This window comes from Pseudomonas sp. GW821-FHT02H06 (assembly GCF_059421525.1).
In genome coordinates this window covers 121,819-136,777 of sequence record NZ_JBWKVD010000013.1, presented here as the reverse complement: position 1 = coordinate 136,777, position 14,959 = coordinate 121,819, and the positions used below count along the sequence as shown (strand labels likewise).

General features: G+C 61.8%; 13 protein-coding genes. 3 read left to right on the top strand and 10 right to left on the bottom strand.

Going from position 1 to position 14,959, the window contains the following annotated elements; genetic code table 11:
* Positions 1–136 precede the first annotated feature (136 nt).
* Entirely contained in the window at positions 137–1,129 is a 993-nt protein-coding gene (locus AC07VF_RS20065; RefSeq protein WP_495009424.1) for a hypothetical protein, read from the bottom strand.
* Positions 1,130–1,442: 313 nt separating this feature from the next.
* On the opposite strand from AC07VF_RS20065, the gene AC07VF_RS20060 reads away from it, so the two are divergent.
* Together AC07VF_RS20060 and AC07VF_RS20055 are read left to right on the top strand one after the other, a co-directional pair.
* Positions 1,443–2,936: a helix-turn-helix transcriptional regulator gene (locus AC07VF_RS20060; protein ID WP_192173094.1), complete on the top strand. Its 1,494-nt coding sequence runs from the start codon at positions 1,443–1,445 to the stop codon at positions 2,934–2,936.
* Between the two features lie 137 nt (positions 2,937–3,073).
* On the top strand, positions 3,074–3,331 hold the full coding sequence (locus tag AC07VF_RS20055; protein WP_122536577.1) for a CsbD family protein: 258 nt from the start codon (positions 3,074–3,076) through the stop codon (positions 3,329–3,331).
* A gap of 23 nt (positions 3,332–3,354) precedes the next feature.
* Here the strand turns inward: AC07VF_RS20055 and AC07VF_RS20050 are convergent, their stop codons facing one another.
* The 7 genes from AC07VF_RS20050 to AC07VF_RS20020 all read right to left on the bottom strand — a co-directional run bounded on the left by AC07VF_RS20050 (position 3,355) and on the right by AC07VF_RS20020 (position 12,227).
* A complete protein-coding gene (locus AC07VF_RS20050) occupies positions 3,355–4,503 on the bottom strand; it encodes an iron-containing alcohol dehydrogenase (RefSeq protein WP_192173095.1) in 1,149 nt (382 codons plus the stop codon).
* Positions 4,504–4,880: 377 nt separating this feature from the next.
* Positions 4,881–5,705, bottom strand: coding sequence for an ABC transporter permease (locus AC07VF_RS20045; RefSeq protein WP_065991348.1), 825 nt, complete (start codon positions 5,703–5,705; stop codon positions 4,881–4,883).
* 11 nt (positions 5,706–5,716) lie between these two features.
* Positions 5,717–6,964 carry an ABC transporter permease gene (locus AC07VF_RS20040; RefSeq protein WP_192173096.1) on the bottom strand — a complete coding sequence of 416 codons (1,248 nt, stop codon included), beginning with the start codon at positions 6,962–6,964 and terminating at the stop codon, positions 5,717–5,719.
* A 111-nt stretch (positions 6,965–7,075) separates the two neighbouring features.
* On the bottom strand, positions 7,076–8,107 hold the full coding sequence (locus AC07VF_RS20035; RefSeq protein ID WP_108121131.1) for a polyamine ABC transporter substrate-binding protein: 1,032 nt from the start codon (positions 8,105–8,107) through the stop codon (positions 7,076–7,078).
* A gap of 90 nt (positions 8,108–8,197) precedes the next feature.
* The gene (locus AC07VF_RS20030; RefSeq protein WP_192173097.1) at positions 8,198–9,322 is read right to left on the bottom strand and encodes an ABC transporter ATP-binding protein; all 1,125 of its coding nucleotides are present in this window, start codon (positions 9,320–9,322) and stop codon (positions 8,198–8,200) included.
* Positions 9,323–9,612: 290 nt separating this feature from the next.
* Positions 9,613–10,242: a response regulator gene (locus tag AC07VF_RS20025; protein ID WP_122536572.1), complete on the bottom strand. Its 630-nt coding sequence runs from the start codon at positions 10,240–10,242 to the stop codon at positions 9,613–9,615.
* Positions 10,239–12,227 carry a PAS domain-containing sensor histidine kinase gene (locus AC07VF_RS20020; protein WP_495009427.1) on the bottom strand — a complete coding sequence of 663 codons (1,989 nt, stop codon included), beginning with the start codon at positions 12,225–12,227 and terminating at the stop codon, positions 10,239–10,241. The genes AC07VF_RS20025 and AC07VF_RS20020 overlap by 4 nt, the downstream gene beginning before the upstream one ends.
* 222 nt (positions 12,228–12,449) lie before the next feature.
* Here AC07VF_RS20020 and AC07VF_RS20015 point away from each other — a divergent pair, with 222 nt between their 5' ends.
* A complete protein-coding gene (locus tag AC07VF_RS20015) occupies positions 12,450–13,433 on the top strand; it encodes an alpha/beta hydrolase family protein (RefSeq protein WP_495009423.1) in 984 nt (327 codons plus the stop codon).
* 54 nt (positions 13,434–13,487) lie between these two features.
* On the opposite strand, the gene AC07VF_RS20010 is transcribed toward AC07VF_RS20015, so the two are convergent.
* Positions 13,488–14,261, bottom strand: coding sequence for a DnaJ domain-containing protein (locus AC07VF_RS20010; RefSeq protein ID WP_495009422.1), 774 nt, complete (start codon positions 14,259–14,261; stop codon positions 13,488–13,490).
* Positions 14,262–14,930: an N-acetylmuramate alpha-1-phosphate uridylyltransferase MurU gene (gene murU / locus AC07VF_RS20005; RefSeq protein ID WP_463584528.1), complete on the bottom strand. Its 669-nt coding sequence runs from the start codon at positions 14,928–14,930 to the stop codon at positions 14,262–14,264.
* Between the last annotated feature and the right edge of the window lie 29 nt (positions 14,931–14,959).

Here is a 14,959-nt window from a genome sequence, read left to right as displayed (position 1 = left end):
TGCGTTGGGTCGCACGAGAGTGATCCGAGCGGCGTGACTCAGGGTGCGTCAACGGCACAAGGCCCGGTGCGACAGCATTGCGCACCGGGCCCAGGCTTGATTCAGGGATTCAGAATCAAAAGAGACGGCTGAAACCTTACACGGTCTCGACCAGCAGACGAGGACGCGAGCTCAGGGCATAACGGGCCAGACCAAAGCTCAACGCCGCGCCGATGATCAGCATGAAGAACGTGCCCCACGCCGCCTTGGCGACCTGCTTGGCCGCGACATCCGCCGCTTCACGGGCCTGTTGCTCAGCTTGCTGCTTGAGCTCCGCCACTTTGGCCGCGGCTTGCTGATAGGCCTGGGCATAGTTGTCGACGATCTGCTGCGCCTCGGCTTTGCTCTTGCCGGTGCGGGCCGCAACGATGTTGACCAGCGCGTCCTTGTCGGCAGCGTTCAAGGCCGGTTCGCCGGCTTTCTGGACGCGATCAAACCACTGCTTCAACTGATCGCCGGCCTGGGTTGGATCGGTAGACGCCTGCTCTGCAGTCTGCTTGGCATCGGCGCCAGCCACGTCAGCTTTCTGATCCAGCTTCGAAGGATCGAGCTCTGGCTTGCCGGACTGCTTGAGCGTAGTGTCCAGCTGTGATTTCAGGCTGTCCCAATCCAGGCTGATGCCGTTCTTATCCAGCTGTTGCTTGATGCTCTGGCCCACACCGGGTGCGGCAGCAGCCACGCCGTCGGCCGCCAGGGAAATACCCTTGCCGGCGATGTTGCCGGCAGTGCCGACGAGCGAGCCGGCCAGCGACGCGAGGAGCCAGGTGGTAAGCAACGTGCTGACCGCCCAGCTGAGCAAACCATGCAGACCACCACGGTCCGGCGCAGTACGACCCGACACCCAGGCACCGGCGGCAATGGCCACCAGGGTACTGATAAACAACCAGGCGCCGGCGCCCTTGCCGAAACCGCTGAGCGGGTTGCCTTGAGCCATCGGATCAAGCGCGCCCGCGCCGATCGCCGTGCCAAGCACGCTGAGCACCAGATAGGTCACCAGCGTGATTGCCGCACCAGCGAACACCGATCCCCAAGACACTCGAAACGGCGAAGCGCTGCCCAGAACAGCAGATGTTGCGTAGGTCGAAGCCATGAAAATTTCCTCTGGTGCAGGGGGTGCACATCAGGCGTGCAACCGACGTATCAGTGCAAATGCACCACCTGCGTTGATAAGGGCGAGCCTGCGAGGGCGGACTCACCGCGTCTTATGAGACGTGAAACCAGTTTGATCAGCGCGTTGAGAGATGTGATGGCGCATTTGCACCGCTTCGGCTGGTGCATTCGCACCGACCCTCGCAAGCACGGCTGCACTAAGCTGCAGCACTAAGCTTTTGCCAGCCGGTCCGATAGCGTGGAGCGCCCGGCTGACCGAAGCCCGACCGCATTGAGACGTCAGGAGAGCAAGCATGTCAGAGGCCATCCTCGCCAGAGAAACCAACCGCCGCCAGTTGCAGCAGATCATCTCGGGTCTGTCGGACGGGGTGATGCTGGTGGAGGTCGATCAGACCATCATCTGGGCCAACGAAGCGGCGCTGCTGATGCACGGGGTCGAAGAGATCAGCGAACTGGGCGCCAACGGCGAGGCCTATCGCGAAAAGTTTTCCCTGCGTTATCGCAACAATCATCCGCTGGACGTTGACCAATATCCGATCAGCCGCGTGGCGGCAGGCGAGGTGTTCAGCGACGTGCTCATCGAGGTCAGCAAGATCGGTGAAGAAGAGGACCGCAGCTGGGTCCATCGCGTCCGCAGCATGGTGCTTGAAGACAGCACCGGCACTCCCGAATCGCTGGTGCTGATCCTCGCCGACGCGACGGAGTGGGCCGGCGCCGAGCAGCGCTTCGAAAAGACCTTCAACGCCAACCCCGCCCCCGCCGTGATCTGCCGCCTGAGTGATCTACGCTTCATCAAGGTCAATCAGGGCTTTCTGGAAATGACCGGGCACTCGAGAGAGAACGTGATTGGCCGCTCGGCGTACGAGGTGGACGTGCTGGAAAATGCCGAGCGCAAGGACCTTGCCATCGAGCGTCTGAATCAGGGCGCGACCATCCCGCAGATGCAGGCTGAGCTGAAGTTGCCGGAGGGCGGTACCAAACTGGTCATCGTCGCCGGGCAGCCGCTGGACATGAACGAAGAAGATTGCATGCTGTTTTCGTTCACCGACCTTGAGCCGAGACGCAAAGCCGAAACCGCGCTGCGCCAGAGCGAAGAGCGTTTTGCCAAAGCGTTCAAGCTGACGCCGGTGCCGACACTGGTGTGTACAGCTGATCGGCAACAGATCGTCGAAGCTAACGAGGCGTTCTTCAGCACACTCGGTTACACCCCCCAGGAGCTGATTGGCCGGACTGTCGCGGAGTTAGGCTTCATCGAGGACGGCGCGGTGATGGACGGGTTGTTCAACGTCCTGGAAACCACCGGCCGCGTCGACGGGCTCGATCTGAAGGTCCGCAAGAAAGGCAGCGAGTCGCTGGACTGCATGCTGGCCGCTGACACGGTGACGATTCAGGACAACGCCTGCTACCTCTTCGTACTGATGGACATTACCGAGCGCAAGCGATCCGAGCTTGAGCTGGTGGAGGCCATCGAAACAGTGATGCAGGACGCCTCATGGTTCAGCCAGACGCTGATCGAAAAGCTGGCCAATGCCAAGCGGGTCAACAGTCGACAGATGCCCAGCGCTTCATTCACCGACCTGACCGCTCGCGAGCGGGATGTGCTGGGTTTGATCTGTGAGGGGCTGGCGGACAAAGAGATCGCTGCACGGTTGAACCTGGCGCTCAACACCATTCGCAACCATGTCGCGACGGTGTATTCCAAGCTCGACGTGCACAGCCGGGCGGAAGCCATTGTCTGGGCTAGGGAGCGAAACCTGTTCGCCAATCAGGGCAAAAGCAAACGCTGAGTGATGCAAATGCGCCAGTGCCTCTGGTGCATAGTCACCTTCATGGAGTGATGCCCGGGCTCTACGCTATCAGTGTGGCTGCCCCGTCTGGGTCAGCGAGATATTCATCACTGATACTCATTTCCTGGAGCCAAGATATGAAAAGCGAACAAGTGAAAGGCGTTCTGGAACAAGCCGCCGGCAAGGCCCAAGACGTCTTCGGCAACCTGACCGGTGACGAGCGCACCCAAATGGAAGGCAAGGCGCGTCAAGCGGCGGGTGAGCTGCAGGAACGTTACGGCGATCTGCTGGACGAAGTGGCGACCTTCACCCAGCAACGGCCACGTACCACGCTAATGGTGCTCGCCGGCCTGACGCTGACCGTCGGCTGGTTGCTGGCCCGTCGTCGCGGTTGACGTTCCTGGCCTGGCCAGCCGGATCAATAGGCCGCGCGGTAGATTTTCTCGATGTCGGCGGCGGTCAGTTTCCGCGGGTTGTTGCGCATGAGGCGATCGATCTTGCTGGCCTCCTCAGCCATCGCGGAAATGGCGTCTTCGGGCACATTGAAGCTGCGCAGGCCAGACGGGATTTCCACCGCTGCGCACAAGTCGGCCATGGCTTTCACGGCCAGATCGGCGGCGTCCCTGTCGCCTAAATGTGCGACGCGGACGCCCATCGCGTCGGCAATGTCGCGCATCCGTTCGACGCAGGCCAGTTTGTTCCATTCCATCACGTAGGGCAGCAGCAGTGCGTTGCTGACGCCGTGAGCGATGTTGAAACGCCCTCCCAGCGGATACGCCAGCGCATGCACCGCGCCAACCCCGGCATTGCCGAACGCCATGCCGGCCATGAGACTGGCGGTGGCCATGTCTTCTCGCGCTTGCAAGCTGGACGGATTGGCGTAGGCCTTGGGCAGCGCTTTGACGATCAGCTTGATGGCGCCCAACGCGATAGCGTCGGTGATCGGCGAAGCATTCACCGAAAGGTATGCCTCGATGGCGTGCACCAGGGCATCGACTCCGCTGGCTGCCGTAACGCTGCGCGGACAGGTCAGGGTCATCAACGGGCTGACCAGCGCGACGTCGGGCAACAGATAATCGCTGACGATGCCTTTTTTCAGCTGAGCCTGTTTGTCCGAAAAGATCGCCACGTTGGTGACTTCCGAACCGGTGCCCGCGGTGGTCGGGATGGCAATCAGTGGCGGGCCTTTGCGCTTGACCAGATCAACCCCGAATAACCCGGCCAGCGGCCCTTCGTGGCTGGCGAACGCGGCGACGCCTTTGGCGATGTCGATAGCACTGCCGCCGCCCACGCCGATCAGGCCGTCGTGACCGCCGTCCCGGTAGGCCCGGGTGCAGTCTTCAACGATAGAGATTTCTGGCTCGGGTTTGACCTGATCAAACAAGCCATACCGACGGCCGCCCAATTGGGCTAGCGCGAGATCTACCGTTCCGGATTTGACCAGGATTGCGTCGGTGACGATCAGCGGGTTTTGAACGTTGAGCCGGGTCAGCTCGGCCGACAACTGCTCGATGGCAGCCGGGCCGGTGATCAGTTTGTTGGCGATTTTGAAGGCAGAAACACTCATCGGGCTCGTCCTTTACGTTGTTGTTGGAGACGTGGCTCTTTTACAAGGCAGGGTCAGCATGCGGTGAGTGAAACATAGACCGGATCGTGGGATGCGTCAGTTTTGCGGTGAAGCGGGGGAGTTAGATGGCATTTGTGGGACCGGCTTTAGCCGGGAAGAGGCCCGCGTGTACACCGTCCATTTTGCAGTGTGACGCAGGCCGCCTTCCCGGCTAAAGCCGGTCCCACAAAAAGCATGCGGTGCATGTGTAGGACCGGCTTCAGCCGGGAAGAGGCCCTTGTGTGCGCTATCAATTTTGCGGCGCGGCACCCGACGCATTTTCGGCTAAAACCGGTCCTACCATTCGCGGCCCGGTCAGTTCCTGCGGCGGGGATTGATCATTCCACCGCCGTGCGCAGTTTCTCGCTGCGACCACGCAGCCATTCCAGCACCAGCAGCAGCACCACTGAGAAGCCGATGAGCAAGGTGGCGGCGGCGGCAATCGTCGGGCTGAGGTTTTCGCGGATGCCGCTGAACATCTGCCGGGGCAAGGTCGCCTGGCCCGGGCCTGCTAGAAACAGCGTGACCACCACTTCATCGAACGAGGTCGCGAAGGCGAACAGCGCCCCGGAGATCACACCCGGTGCAATCAGCGGCAGGGTCACACGCCGAAACGCTGTGGTGGGCGAAGCGCCCAGACTCGCCGCTGCGCGCACCAAGTTGTAATTGAAGCCCTGCAACGTGGCCGACACCGTAATGATCACGAACGGCACACCCAGCACGGCGTGCACCAGGATCAGCGAGATATAGCTGTTGCCCAGCCCCAGCGGCGCAAAAAACAGGTAGCTCGCCACCCCGACAATCACCACCGGCACCACCATCGGCGAAATAACCAGCGCCATTACCAGCGCCTTGCCGGGGAAGTTGCTGCGCGTCAGACCGATGGCCGCCAACGTCCCGAACCCCATCGCCAGCACCGTGGCGGCTGGCGCGACGATCAGGCTGTTCTTCAGGGCGCGCATCCACTCTGCCGAGCCGAAAAAGTCCTGATACCAGTGCAGAGAAAACCCCTGCAGCGGGTAGACCAGAAAGCTGCCGGAGTTAAACGACAGCGGCACGATCACCAGCACCGGCAGCACTAGAAACAGCAGAATCAACCCGCACAGCGTGCGCAGCGTGTAATGCCAGACCCGCTCGATGGGCGAGGAATAAGGGCTCAACATGGTCGTTCTCCTCAGCTCAGACGCAGGCGGCTGGCGCCGACCAGCCAGTTATAGATCAGGTACAGCACGACGGTCGCCAGCAGCAACAACCCGCCCAGCGCCGTCGCCATGCCCCAGTTGATGCTGGTGTTGGTGTAGAACGCCACAAAATAACTGACCATCTGATCGTTCGGGCTGCCCAGCAGCGCCGGGGTGATGTAGTAACCGATGGCGAGAATGAACACCAACAGACAGCCCGCGCCGACACCGGCGTAGGTCTGCGGGAAATACACGCGCCAGAAACTCGCGAACGGGTTGCAGCCCAGGGAGATCGCGGCGCGCATGTAGGTCGGCGAGATGCCTTTCATCACGCTGTAGATGGGCAGGATCATGAACGGCAGCATGATGTGCACCATCGAGATGTAAACGCCGACCCGGTTGAACACCAATTCCAGCGGTTTATCGATGATGCCCATGGCCATCAGCGCGCCGTTGATCAGGCCGCTCGATTGCAGCAACACAATCCAGGCGGCGACGCGCACCAGGATCGACGTCCAGAAGGGCAGCAGGACCAGAATCATTAACAGGTTGCTCTGCCGCGCAGGCAGATTGGCCAACAGGTACGCCAGCGGATACGCCAGCAGCAGGCAGATCACGGTGATCACCAGGCCCATCCAGAAAGTGCGGGCGAAGATGTCGATGTAAATCGCCTGATCGGGCGTCGCGGGCGCCACTTCACCGAGGTCATCAATGCGATGGTCGACAGCGGCCAGCAAGTAATAGGGGGTAAAGCTTGAGGTGTTGCGGCGGATCGCCTGCCAATACGCAGGATCGCCCCAGCGTTCATCGACGGCTTCCAGCGCTTCCTTATAAGAGGCCGGCTCTTCCTTGAAGGGCATGGCGCGGGCGGTTTTCGCCAACAAGCTGCGGTAGCCCGCCAACTCCTGGTTCAAGCGTTTGGACAAATCGCCCAGGGTCTGATTCTTGCGCGCTTCGGCCAGGTCCTGGCTCGCGGCTTTGTACACCGCGTCCGGCGGCAGCCCCTTGCCGTCCCATTTCGCCACTTCGACCACAGTGAGCGGCATGCCACCCACCACTTCCGGGTTGCTGACGCTTTTGTAGAGCAGTGCCGCGATCGGCACGAGAAACACCAGCAACAGGAAGATCACCAATGGCGCGATCAACGCCTGAGCCTTCCAGCGATTGACGCGCTCGGCACGGGCCAGGCGTTGCTTCAGGGTCGGGCTGGCGCCTTCAGTCAGGGGCACGGCGATGGCCATAGTGAACTCCGAAATCTTTGAACAAAGAGCGCGTCCTCTGCCCTGCTTTCAGACAGGTCAGACGACGCACCCGGATCTAACTCACAACGAAGCGCTTACTGGGCAGTGCTCTTATTTGGCGGCCCAAGAGTTGAAGCGCTGTTCCAGCGACTCACCGAAGTCGGCCCAGAATTTCACGTCGATCTGCACCTGATCCTTGATGTTCTCAGGGGTGGTCGGCATGTTTTTCAGGGTGTCAGCGCTCAGCAATGGGACCGCGCCAGTATTGGCCGGGCCGTAGGCGATGTTTTCGGAATAGGTCTTCTGCTGCTCTGGCTTGAGGGAGTAAGCGATGAACTTCTTCGCTTCTTCGGCGTTTTTTGCGCCCTTCGGAATGGCCCATGCGTCGAAGTCATACACGCCGCCGGTCCAGACCACTTTCAGGTTGCTCTCTTTCTGCACGGCAGCGATGCGACCGTTGTAGGCCGAGCTCATCACGACGTCGCCCGATTGCAGATATTGAGGCGGCTGTGCGCCCGCTTCCCACCACTGAATGCTTGGCTTGAGCTTGTCGAGCATCTTGAAGGCGCGGTCCTGGCCTTCCTTGGTCGCCAGCACTTTGTAGACGTCTTTCGGCGCAACGCCGTCGGCCATCAGGGCGAATTCCAGGGTGTATTTGGCGCCCTTGCGCAGGCCACGTTTGCCCGGGAATTTCTCGGTGTCCCAGAAATCAGCCCAACCGGTTGGTGCGGATTTCAGCTTGTCGGCGTTGTAGGCCAGCACGGTGGACCAGACGAAGAAGCCTACGCCGCACTCAGAAATGGCGCCCTTGACGTAGTTGTCCTTGTTGCCGAGATCGACCGAGGCCAGCGACTCGAACATGTCTTCGTCACAGCCACGGGACAGCTCTGGCGATTCCACCTCCACCAGGTCCCAGGTCACGCTCTTGGTGTCGACCATGGCTTTGACCTTGGCCATCTCACCGTTGTATTCGCCAGCGATGATCTTGCCGTTGCCGGCTTTTTCCCACGGCGCATAGAAGGCCTTTTCCTGGGCCGCCTTGTTCGCGCCACCGAAGGAAATGACCGTCAGGTCCGCTGCCATGGCTTGCGCCGCGCACATCATGCCGACCGATAAGGCGGTGAGCTTCAATGTCTTGAGCATCAGTTTTTCTCTCCACGAACAATGTTGGTTAAGCGATGGGGCGATTTGGCTCGCCTCTGGGTTCTTCGGTTGACGCGTAACGCGGGTGTATCAATGTGCATCCAGCAACGGGTCCAGCGCGCGCGCGTGCTCGACCTGCCATCCAATGGGCACGACATCGCCAACGCTCAGCGCCGGATCCAGCTCGGCGATGGGCTGCTTGACGAAGAAATCGGTTTTACCGGCCACTTCCAGGCGCACTCGCACGTGGTCGCCCAGGTAGATGAATTCGGCAACACGGCCGGAGAAGCGGTTGACGCAACTCTCGCTGCGGCCGTTGAGGTTTACGCGCTCGGGACGAATAGAGAGCGTGACCGGGCTGCCGGTGGCGCCGACGTTGATCGCCAGCGCTTCGACTTTTTCGCCGCGTGCCAGGCCCACTACACAACGGTCGCCGCTCTGGCTGAGCAAGGTGCCGTTGATGCGGTTGTTCTCGCCGATGAAGTTGGCGACGAAGGTGTTTTTCGGTTCTTCGTAGAGGGTGCGCGGCGGGGCGATCTGCTGGATTTCGCCCTGATGGAATACCGCGACGCGGTCAGACATGGTCAGCGCTTCGCCCTGATCGTGGGTGACGTAGACGACGGTCACGCCCAGGCGCTGGTGCAGGTGCTTGATTTCCATCTGCATGTGTTCGCGCAGTTGCTTGTCGAGCGCACCGAGGGGTTCGTCCATCAGTACCAGCTGCGGTTCGAAGACCAACGCGCGGGCCAGCGCGACACGTTGTTGCTGACCACCCGACAACTGCGCGGGGTAGCGATGGGCGAAGGTGCCGAGCTGCACCATGTCGAGGGCACGTTTGACCTTTTCGGCGACGTCGGTCTTGCTCATGCCGCGCACCGACAGCGGGAACGCGAGGTTCTCGGCGACCGTCATGTGCGGGAACAGCGCGTAGTTCTGGAACACCATGCCGATGTCGCGCTTGTGCGGCGGCACATTGTTGATCGAGCGGCCGGCCAGCAGGATCTCGCCGGCGGTTGGCGTCTCGAACCCGGCGAGCATCATCAGGCTAGTGGTTTTGCCGGAGCCGGACGGCCCGAGCAGGGTGAGGAATTCGCCTTTGCAAATATCCAGGTTGAGGTCTTTGACGATCAGGGCTTCGCCGTCGTAGCTCTTTTGCACACCGCGAAAGCTGACCAGAACATCACTCGCCCCAGCGCTTGAATCGACGTTGCTCATTGCCCACACCTTTGTTTGATCCACCGTAGGGATCAAACATAGATGAGCCTGAAGGCCGCGCAAATCGGGGCGTGAGAGAGAATGACCTAGGTGGGGTGGAAGGTTTCGGGTAGGGATTGCCCTACAGGGATGGCGGGGATAGGTATGTCGCCCGGAAGTTATTTATGGCCTGGTCTGGCTTCTTCGCGAGCAAGCTCACTCCTACAGGGGATCGCAATAACCTGTAGGAGTGAGCTTGCTCGCGATAGCGTTTTACGAAGCACCACAGGAAGTCGTTTTTAGACACGCAATCAAACCAACTTGTGCTCCATCGCATACTTCACCAGCTCGGCCAGCGAATTGATTTTCAGCTTCTGCATCAGGCGCGCCTTGTGGGTGCTGATGGTCTTGCTGCTCAGCGCCAGTTGCTGGGCGATGTCGTTGACGTTCGCGCCCTGGGCCAGGCGCTCGAACACCGAGAACTCGCGCTCGGACAACAATGAGTGCAACGGCCGGCTGTCCGTCAGACCGACCTCAAACACCATGCGATCGGCCAGGTCCGGGTCGATATAACGCCCGCCCGCAGCCACCCGCCGGATCGCCGTCAGCAGCAACGCGGGGTCGCTGTCCTTGGTCGCGTAGCCGGCGGCGCCGACCTTCAAGGCCCGCGCGGCCATTTGCGCTTCATCGTGCATCGACAGCACCAGAATCGCGGGCGGATTGTTCAGCGCGCGAATTCTCGGGATCGCCTCCAGGCCATTGACCCCCGGCATGGAAATATCCAGCAGCACCACCTCGCACGGTATGTGGCGCAGAGCCTCCAGCAACTGCTCGCCATTGCTGGCCTCTCCGACCACTTGCAGATCCTTCGCCAGGCCGATCAGCTGTTTGATGCCCTCGCGGACAATCGTGTGGTCTTCGGCAACCAATACGCGAATCAATGCACGTGCTCCTCAGCGACCGGGTCCAGCGGAATGTGGATGCGCAAGGTTGTGCCTTCTCCGGGCAAGGTGTCCAGATGCAATTGCCCGCCCATGATCAGAACCCGCTCGCGCATGCCCACCAGGCCGAACGACGCCGGACGTTCTGCGTGCTGATCGAAACCCTTGCCGTCGTCGGCGATGCGCATGCACAGCACGCCATCGCTCAGCGTCAGGCTCAGCTCGACCGTGTGCGCTTCGGCATGGCGCATGACGTTGGTCAGCGACTCCTGAAGAATGCGGAACAGCCCGATGGCCGTTGCGTCCGGCAGGCTGGGCAAGTTGTCCGGCACCTGCACCAGACACGGAATCTGGGTGCGTGCCTCGAAGCGCCGGGCCTGCCATTCAATGGCCGACGCAATGCCTGCATCGAGAATCGGTGGCCGCAGCGCGGTCGCCACGTCCCGCACTAACTGGAACAACTGCGCAATCAGGCGCTTCATGCTGTTCAACCGATCACGCAGGCCAGGGTCAAGATCGGCGTAGGCCAGTTCACACATGGACGTTTCCAGCTTGAGCACGGTCAGCATCTGACCCAGCTCGTCGTGAACTTCCCGGGCGATTCGGGCCTTTTCTTCTTCGCGCACGGTTTCCAGGTGAGCCGACAGCTCGCGCAACTGCTCGGCCAGCACCTGCAGGCGCGCCTCGCTCTCCTGCAACGCGGCGAGGGACCGGCGTCGTTCGGTCACGTCGGTGATGAACACCACCAGGTACTCGGCGTCGCGAAAACGCAGGAAGCTCAGCGACACATCGGCAGGCAGAATGCTGCCATCGGCGCGCACGCAATTGCTTTCGTAGTTCTGCGGCCCTTCCTCGCTGGAGCGTGCGGTTTTCCACAGATTGAGCCAGCGATCCATGTTCAGCCCCGGCTCGAAAGCAATCAGCGGCCGGTCCACCACTCCACCCGGCGCATAACCCAACATGGTTTCGGCGGCCTGATTGGCGTAGCGCACGTGGCTATCCCAATTGACCCAGAGAATGCCGACGGTGCTCTGATCGATGGAGAACTGCGCCAGCCGCAATGCCTCCTCCCCTGCCAGACGCCTGGCGATGTCATCCCGGGCGGCGAGTAATTGTTTCTCCAGTTGCTGCTGTTGTTTGCGCTGCCAGTAAACAATCGCCGCGCAGGCGAGGAGCAGGACCAACAGCAGCAGCGCGATGTTCTTCCACAGCCCCGGCGATTCACTGATCTGCGGGTATTTGGGCTGGAGCCACTGCGTATGCAGTTGTTCGAGATCCCGGGCCGGAATGGCGCTCAATGCCTGGCTGATAATCTCGGCGAGCTGCGGCGTGTCACGTCGGGAGGCCACGCGCAGCAGCTGCGGGAAGCCAATGTCGCCAACCACGGCGAGCCCGGCAAACTCGGCTTCGCGGGACAGACGGCTGAGTTGCGCCTCATCGATCACGGCGTATCGCGCCTGCTGACTGAGCAAGAGCTGCAACGCCTGACGCTCCAGCGGCACGCCTTGCAGATTGAGATGGGTGTAATTGCTGCGCAGGTAGTCAGCGGTGGCGCTGGGCATGCGCACAGTGACGCGCACCTGGCCGTCGAGCTTCTCCAGATCCACCACGCCGGCGCCGTCACGTTCGCCAACGATCAGTTGCGGAACGCGCATGTACGGATCGGAATACAGCCACAGGCGCAAGCCGGCGGGCGTCTGGGTCAGGCCCGGCGCGAAGTCGATCTGGCCGTCGGCCAAGGCTTTTTCGAGCTCGGCCTGATCGGCATAACTGCGCCACAGCAGCTCCACCTGAAGGGTCTTTGCCATGAGATTGATGAGGTCGACGTTAGCGCCGGACAACTGCTGCGCACGACGATCGAGCTGGGCGTAAGGCGTTTGAAGGACGAGCCCCACACGCAATTGCCCGCGCTGGGTCAGCCAGTCACGCTGCTCGCGGCTCAAGGGGTCGGCCTGCATGGGCGAGGCGACGGCGTAGTGCGACATTGGCAACGCGATCAGCATCAGGCCGATCAAGAGCGCGCGGGTATCGCCGATAACCCGAAGGCACAGCGCACGGATTCTCAAACTGTCGTCTCCATTTCCCTGAATCCCATGCCGATCATGCTCTGTGCCTGTCGCTCGCTGAGGCGCGGCGATTGCCTGGCCTGACAAACCGCCGTCAACCCATTAGTCTGCCGGAATTGTTTCCGGCCTTTGGAATACTCGATGTCCTACACCCTTCGCGCACTATTTCCTGCGCTGTGCCTGACGCTGATACTACCTTGCTCGCCGCTTGTAATGGCTGCTGACCCGGCGCCCGATAAAGACGCCAAGCCTGCTGAAGCGCCGGTCGAGCGGGCGGCACTGCCGTCGCGTACTCAAGAAGACACCCTGGCGCTGGAGCGTCAGGTGCCGCAAGCCGAGCAGCAGCAGTTGCAGGCGGGCGACGAGGCTTTTCTGGCGTTGTGGAAACCGGCGAATGTCGACGAGCCCAAAGGCGCGGTGATCATCGTGCCGGGGGCCGATGAGTCAGCAGACTGGCCGACTGCGGTGGCACCGTTGCGCCGCAAGTTGCCGGACGTCGGGTGGTCCAGCCTCAGTCTGAGCATGCCGGACGCTCACAATGACGGCGTATTCGCGCGCGCGGCGGATGCTCCGGCTGCGGCCTCTACGGGTGATAAACCCAAGGACGCGCCGGTCAAGGCACCGGATCCTGCAGCCACTGCTGAAGCGGAGGCCGCAGCGGCCGCCGAACAGGCAGCTGCCCAAGCCGAGATGGCCAAGGCCAGCGCCGAGAAAATCTTTACCCGGATCGACAGCGCCGTGGCGTTCGCCCAGCAGAACAAAGCCCGGAGCATCGTCCTCCTCGGTCACGGCAGCGGCGCGTATTGGGCGGCGCGTTACATGAGCGAGCGGCCCTCGCCAGCCGTTCAACGCCTGGTCATGGTCACGGCCGTGGACACCGGCAAGGAAACGCCGTCGCTGATGGAGCTGCTGCCCACGCTGAAAGTCCCGACGGCCGACTTCGTCAACAAGGACCGTTCGGTGCCGCGTCAGCAGGCACAAGACCGCCTGGATGCCAGCAAACGAAACAAGAACGCCAGGTTCACCCAAGTGGCGTTGAGCGCCATTCCCGGCAATCCCGCGATGGAGCAAGATCAATTGTTTCGTCGCGTTCGGGGTTGGCTGGAGGGTGACGCCGCAAAGTAACCATTACCGCCTTCGACGCTGCCCATGCTGCGGGCAGCATCCAGACCCAAAGCCTCAGCGAAACCCGCGCCGATCACGAATGACCGCATAGGCGTGGTGCAGCTCGCGGGTCTTCTCGGTGGCATCACGAACCTGTATCTGATTGGCGCCACTGCCAGCGATCTTGTCCGGGTGATGGCGACTGAGCAATCGACGGTAGGCGCGCTTGATCTGCGCTGGTTCCGCATCCGCTTTCACGCCCAGCAAACGCAGCGCATCCTGAAACTCGCCGCCACTGCTGGCGGGAGCACCCCGCGAACGCTGCTCGTCTTCGGTCGATGACAAGCCTTCGACTTTGCCCGCCGGCCAGCCCAGCCATTTGCCCCACAGCACAATCAATTCACGTTCGGTGCGCGACGCCCTGCCATCCGCCCACGCCATGCGCCAACAGGCACGCAACAAACCCTCTGCCGCATGGGGCTGGCTTTTCAGGCGCGTGAGGTGGACGCGCAAATTGTCGCGCCCGTCCTTGCCCCGATTGAACGCCTGAATCGCCCGACGCTGCGCCGCCTCGCTGAGGTCCAGTCGGCGCATTTCCACGCGCGCCTGCTGAATGTGCCCGTCGACCACACGGCCATCGCTCTTCGCCAGACGCCCCAGCAGAATGAAAATAAGCTCGTCGTCGCGCGGCACGGTGCGGCCATTGGCACGCTCGCGCATCTCCGCCCAGCTCCGGAAATGCAGCCGCCGATCAAGCGCCTGCCCCAGAAGCGCGCCGAGCATGGCGCCGGGAATGCTGGCAATCAGATACCCGACGCCACCGCCAACCACCGTGAATGGCCACAGCATCTAGGGCTTCACCGCAAGGATCTGCTCGACTTCGGCCAGTCGCTCATGGGTACCGACATCCACCCAGCGGCCGGCAAAACGTTCGCCGGTCACCAGGCCTTTCGCCATGGCGTCACGCAACAGAGGCGCCAGCTTGAACGCGCCTTCGGTGCAGCCCGCGAAGAGTTGCGGGTGCAGCACCGCGATACCGCTGTAGGTCAGGCGCGGCTGATCAGCATCGTCGTGCACGTGCCCGTCGACCAGCGCGAAATCCCCGCCGGGGTGATGCGGTGGGTTGTCCACCAGCACCAGATGGGCGAGCCCCTTGAGCGGCTTCATCAACACGCTGAAATCGAAATCGACCCAGATGTCTCCGTTGACCACCAGAAACGGCTCGTCGCCCAGAAGCGGCAGCGCACGAAAGATCCCGCCGCCCGTCTCCAGCGGTTCGCCCTCAGGGGAGTAGGAGATATTCAGACCCCACTGGTGACCGTCGCCCAGATGATCTTCGATCTGCTGGCCCAACCACGCGTGGTTGATCACAACGCTCTCGAATCCGGCCGATTTGATTGCGCGCAGGTGATATTCAATCAGTGGAACACCGCCGGCTCGCACCAGCGGTTTGGGCGTGTGCAGGGTCAACGGGCGCAGGCGCTCGCCTTTACCCGCCGCCAGAATCATCGCTTTCATGCGGCCCTCATCAAGACAATCTTCACGTG